General features: G+C 60.8%; 5 protein-coding genes and 1 pseudogene. 4 read left to right on the forward strand and 2 right to left on the reverse strand.

The features are described from left to right. The 3 genes from ACYVDE_RS14045 to ACYVDE_RS14055 all read left to right on the forward strand — a co-directional run. A partial coding sequence (locus ACYVDE_RS14045; protein ID WP_460502171.1) for a peptidase associated/transthyretin-like domain-containing protein occupies positions 1-399 on the forward strand: 399 nt, incomplete at its 5' end. Between the two features lie 169 nt (positions 400-568). Next, the gene (locus ACYVDE_RS14050; RefSeq protein WP_460502172.1) at positions 569-1,117 is read left to right on the forward strand and encodes a hypothetical protein; all 549 of its coding nucleotides are present in this window, start codon (positions 569-571) and stop codon (positions 1,115-1,117) included. 58 nt (positions 1,118-1,175) lie between these two features. Continuing rightward, entirely contained in the window at positions 1,176-2,237 is a 1,062-nt protein-coding gene (locus ACYVDE_RS14055) for a lipocalin family protein (protein WP_460502173.1), read from the forward strand. Positions 2,238-2,302: 65 nt separating this feature from the next. Here the strand turns inward: ACYVDE_RS14055 and ACYVDE_RS14060 are convergent, their stop codons facing one another. Both ACYVDE_RS14060 and dusB read right to left on the reverse strand, forming a co-directional pair. Further along, positions 2,303-3,505: a nitrogen regulation protein NR(II) gene (locus tag ACYVDE_RS14060; protein WP_460502174.1), complete on the reverse strand. Its 1,203-nt coding sequence runs from the start codon at positions 3,503-3,505 to the stop codon at positions 2,303-2,305. 190 nt (positions 3,506-3,695) lie between these two features. Beyond that, positions 3,696-4,688, reverse strand: a complete 993-nt coding sequence (gene dusB, locus ACYVDE_RS14065) for a tRNA dihydrouridine synthase (RefSeq protein ID WP_460502175.1) — start codon at positions 4,686-4,688, stop codon at positions 3,696-3,698. Between the two features lie 199 nt (positions 4,689-4,887). Between dusB and ACYVDE_RS14070 the strand changes: the two are divergent. Then, positions 4,888-5,106: pseudogene (locus tag ACYVDE_RS14070) on the forward strand (hypothetical protein); the annotation flags it as partial.

Genomic DNA, 5,106 nt, shown 5'->3' on the forward strand with positions numbered 1-5,106 from the left:
CAGCAGCCGCCCGCCACGGCGGCCGCGCCCGCACCGGCCACGGCCGAGCAGCAGCAGTCCATCATCATTCGCGGCGTAGTGCTCGATGGGAAAAGCGGCCCCGGCGTGGCCGGCGCGTTCGTGTTCATCAACGACACGCAGTACGGTGCCACCACCGACGAGAATGGCCGCTTCGAGCTGGTGCTGGCACGCAGCTGGGAGCCGGTGCAGAGCGGAGCGCTCAGGCTACGCGTGCAGGGCAGCCCATTTGTGTTCAAAAACCAGGAAGTAGCGGTGAAATTGCCTGCCGCCGGTCCGCCCGTGGAGCTGGTGGTGCGCATGGAATCGGTGGAAGGTCGGGGGCAGGTGATGGGCAAAATCCGCCAGCCCGAGCCGCCGGTGGCCCCGCCGAAGGGGTAATAGCTTACTACTTCTTTTACAGCCGTTTCACTAGTATATTAGCTGCGTGGCTATTTGCATGGTGTTTTCAATTTCTCGTTCCTCCCTCGCCAAATCGGCAGCGCTACGCTTGGCAGTAGCCAGACGTCGGAGTGCCAGCGGCGGCTGGCATTGGCCGGCGGCTACGGGCGTGCTGCTGGGCTTGGGAATATTGGCCGGAGTGGAAACGAAGGCGCAGACTGCGCCAAATTATTGGGGCGGGCCTTCCCCGCGCCTGACTTCGGCATATGGCCACGGCACACCAGCTGCCGCGGGCTTCGAGAGCCCTGTTATTGGCAGCGATTCTGTGAGGCAACAACCCATACCAACCCCGCTGGCAACGAATACGGAGAGCAGGCCACTGATTATTACGGGTACGGTGTACAAAGCGAACGGTGTTCCATTAAGCGGAGTTCGGGTCGATTTGTCGGGCGAGTGGGATAAGCGTTTTTCGGCCACTACCGATGCTCAAGGTAATTTTCGCTTCATAGTTGAAAGAGACAGTCTGGGCGAAATGGCCGACGTGAGCGTGAGGCGTTTTCTAACAGGAATAAGTCGCTACTCAATCGGACAATTCTCATTTCTGGACTTGTATCGTTATGCTTCCGCTGATATTGATTTCGCCAGCAATCGGCCTTATGAGTTGCGATTGGGGCCTGTCAAGCGCAGAAGAATCTATCGGTGCGTTAAATTCCGATAAGCGCTAATACGCTTGCTCGTCTCAAACCTTTCGCCCCCCAAACGCCTTTTGGCAGGGTATGAAAGTGTTGCGTTTTGCTCTTCTGTGCCTGCTGGCGGCCTGTGCGGCCCCGCGGCCCACTACCCGCTTCAACCCCACCGCCACGCGCGCTGAGCTGCCCCACGAGGAAGCCCCGCACCCCAAAAACTCGCTCGAATGGTGGTATCTCACCGGCCACCTGCGCGACCAGGCCACCGGCGAGCAATTCGGCGTCGAGTACGTTTTCTTCCACTTCAACCTGAAGGATGGCAAGCAAGACTGGCAGATGGTGAACGTGGCCCTGACTGACCCGCAGGGCCAGAAATTCAACTACGACTACAAGCTGGGCCCGCTGCCGCGCCTGCTCACCGACTCGCTGCCCGTGCGCCTGCGCGAGCACAAAGCCGGCCAGACCTGGGCCTTCGACGGGCAGGAGGGGGCTTACCACCTGCAAGCCGCCCTCACCGGCAAGCAGAACGCCGGCTACGCCCTCGACCTCACCACCCAGCCCACGCGGCCCGTGGTGCTGCACAGCGGCACCGGCTACGAAAATTACGGCAACGGCATTGTGGCCGGCTATTATTCCTACCCGCGCCTGGCCACCACGGGCACGCTCACCATCGGCGGCAAAACCCGGCAGGTGACCGGCGAGCTGTGGTACGACCGGCAGTGGAACTGCACCACCATCGTTGATAAAAACGTGGGCTGGGACTGGCTCAGCATCCAGCTCGACGAGCCCCGCGAGGAGTTCATGCTGAACACGCTGCGCAACACCGCCACCGGCCAGCACCTCAACAACGGCACGCTGAGCCGCCCCGCCGGCGGCGACCTGCACTTGTCCGGCTCCGATTTCACCCTCACGCCCCTCACGTACTGGACGAGCCCGAAATCGAAAAAGAAGTACCCCGCCACCTGGCGCGTGCAGGTGCCCGCTCAGGGCTACGACCTCACCGTGGAGCCGCTGGTGCCCCAGCAAGAACTGGCCCTGCGCTTCTTCCACACCTTCACCATGTATTACTGGGAAGGCATGTGCCGCGTGCAAGGCACGCACAACGGTAAGCCTGTAACCGGCCAAGCCTACGTGGAGATTACGAATCGATGAAGAAGGGTTATGTTTTGAGTGTCGAAGGCTGAGTGAAAAGAGGATTCAACCCTCAACCATTTAACTCACTGGTTCAGCACTACCCGGAATGTGGTGCCGCGGCCCACTTCACTCCATTTCACGAAGAGACGGCCTTCGTGGTAGTTCTCGATGATGCGCTTGGCCAAGGCCAGGCCCAGGCCCCAGCCGCGCTTTTTGGTGGTGAAGCCGGGCATGAACACGGTTTCGAGCTTGGCTTTAGAAATGCCCTTGCCGGTGTCGGTAATGTCGACGGCCACCTGCCGGGGCGGGGCACCGCGGCGGTACCAGGTGCGGCGGGTGCGTACGCGGCGCAGGTGCAGCGTGATGGAGCCACGCCCTTCCATAGCATCGACGGCGTTTTTGCAGATGTTCTCAATCACCCAGTCGAACAGCGGCACGTTGATGCGGGCCGGGGTGTCGAGCGGTAGGTCGGTTTCGATGGCAAATTTCACTTTCTTCGATACGCGGCTTTGCAGGTACTCAATGGCGTTGCGCGTGGTCTGGAGCAGGTTTTCGTCCTTGAGCACCGGCACCGAGCCAATGTTGCTGAACCGCTCGGTGATGATTTCGAGCCGCCGGATGTCCTTGCCCAAATCCTCCACAATGGGCTCGTCGCGGAATCGGTCGCTTTCGCGCAGGTAGCTCTGCCAGCCCACCAGGCTGCTGAGCGGCGTGCCCAACTGGTGGGCCGTTTCCTTGGCCAGGCCCACCCACACGCGGTTTTGCTCGGCCCGGCGCGAGGCGCTGAACGCGAAATAGGCAATCACGGCCAGGCAGCCAATCACCACAATTTGCACCAGCGGGTAGGTGCGGAGCTGCCGCAGCAGCTGCGAGTCGCGGTAGAAAATGTAGTTGTTCAGGCCCGCGCCCAGCTTCACCACAATGGGCGGGTGCTGCTGCTTCATCAGCTCCAGCTCCAGCTGCAGGCGGGCCAGCGAGTCGGCCTCAGGCAGGTGGGGCGGCATGGCCACGTTTTTGGCCCCCACAATGTCCTTGCCATCGGTGAGGATGACCGGGATGGTGGCGTTGGCATTGATGATTTCGTTGAACACGAACAGCGTATTCTCGGCCTCCGAGTTGATGATGAACTCCTGGGCTTTGGCGTAGAGCTGAATCTGCTGCTGCTCGCGCTCCGCTACGCGCTTCACCAGCAGGTTGGTGTAGATGATGGTGGCCGCCCCGATGAGTAGCGCCAGCGCCGCTACTAGGATTTTTATGCGGGTTTTCTTCTCGTAAATCGGAATCATGAAAGCGGTAACGTAGCAACGACAAAGAACGCCGGGCAGAGCAAAAAGTACGTCGTTATAAACTTAAGAGCGTCATGCTGAGCGTAGCCGAAGCATCTCTACCGCGCCAGTAATGTGATTACCACTGCACGCGAGATGCTTCGGCTACGCTCAGCATGACGCTCTGTATATCAAACGACCTAGCTATCGGCTACCCCACTAGCACGGCGTCGCTGGCCGCAATCTCCTGCAAAATCCCGTACACGTCGGCGGGGGTTTCGGCGTTCACCAGGCTGGTGCGCCAGGCTTTGGCCCCTTCGAGGCCGCGGAAGTAGTGCGCGTAATGGCGGCGCATCTCGAAGATGCCCACTTTCGGTCCTTTCCACTCGATGCTGCGGTCGAAGTGCATCTGGCAGGCGGCCACGCGCTCCTCGAGCGTGGGCGGGGCCAGCAGCTGGCCGGTAGCCACGAAGTGCTTCACTTCGCGGAAAATCCAGGGGTAGCCGATGCTGGCGCGGCCAATCATCACTCCGTCCACGCCGTAGCGGTTTTTATATTCCACGGCCTTTTGGGGCGAGTCGATGTCGCCGTTGCCGAAGATGGGGATTTTGATGCGCGGGTTGTTTTTGATGCTGGCGATGAGGCGCCAGTCGGCCTCGCCCTTGTAGAGCTGGGCGCGGGTGCGGCCGTGCACGGTGAGGGCGGCAATGCCCACGTCTTGCAGGCGCTCGGCCACTTCTTCCACGTTTTTGGTGCCCTCGTCCCAGCCCAGGCGGGTTTTCACGGTTACGGGCAGGTGAGTGTGCTTCACCACCGAGGCCGTCATGGCCACCATCTTCGGAATGTCCTGGAGCAGGGCCGCGCCGGCGCCGCGGCAGGCTACCTGCTTCACCGGGCAGCCGTAATTGATGTCAATGAGGTCGGGCCCGGCCTCGGTGCTGATGGCGGCGCACTCGCCCATCGTCTCGATGTCGGAGCCGAACAACTGGATGCCGATGGGCCGCTCGTAGTCGAAGATGTCAAGCTTCTTGCGGCTCTTGGCGGCAGCCCGAATCAGGCCTTCCGAGGAGATGAACTCGGTGTACATCAGGTCGGCCCCGTTGGCCTTGCACACGGCGCGGAAGGGTGGGTCGCTCACATCTTCCATGGGAGCGAGCAGGAGCGGGAAGTCGGGAAGCGAAATGTTGGGACCGATGTTGACCACAGGAATGCGATAAGTTTTTTACTGATAAAGCGACTGTCATCCTGAGCGCAGCGAAGGACCTTATCACATTTGCGCCGTTTGATTTACTGCAAAACGTTCAGCCGTGATAAGGTCCTTCGCTGCGCTCAGGATGACAGATGCCAACTAAATGTCAGCGTATTTTACGCAAATTTACACCCTTCCCAACTTGCGCCCCGCTATGAAAGGTTTCCTGTCCCGCTCGCTTCACCCCGGCCTCCAGATTCTGCTGCTGCTGGGCTTCATGCTGATAGGGGCCTGCGTGGGCTACGCCATCATGTTTGGCTGGGCGCAGGTGGGCTTCGGGCTGTCGGTGTGGCAGGTGCAAGCCGTGGCCACCAACCCCACGGCCTCGCCCCAGGGCTGGGGCTTGCTCATGATGATGCAGGGCGTGCTGCTG

Source organism: Hymenobacter agri (assembly GCF_054778495.1).

Bases quoted from the DNA above. Each gene is read 5' to 3' on its own strand.
- ACYVDE_RS14060 (WP_460502174.1), bottom strand. From the start codon at position 3,505: ATGATTCCGATTTACGAGAAGAAAACCCGCATAAAAATCCTAGTAGCG.
- ACYVDE_RS14055 (WP_460502173.1), top strand. From the start codon at position 1,176: ATGAAAGTGTTGCGTTTTGCTCTTCTGTGCCTGCTGGCGGCCTGTGCG.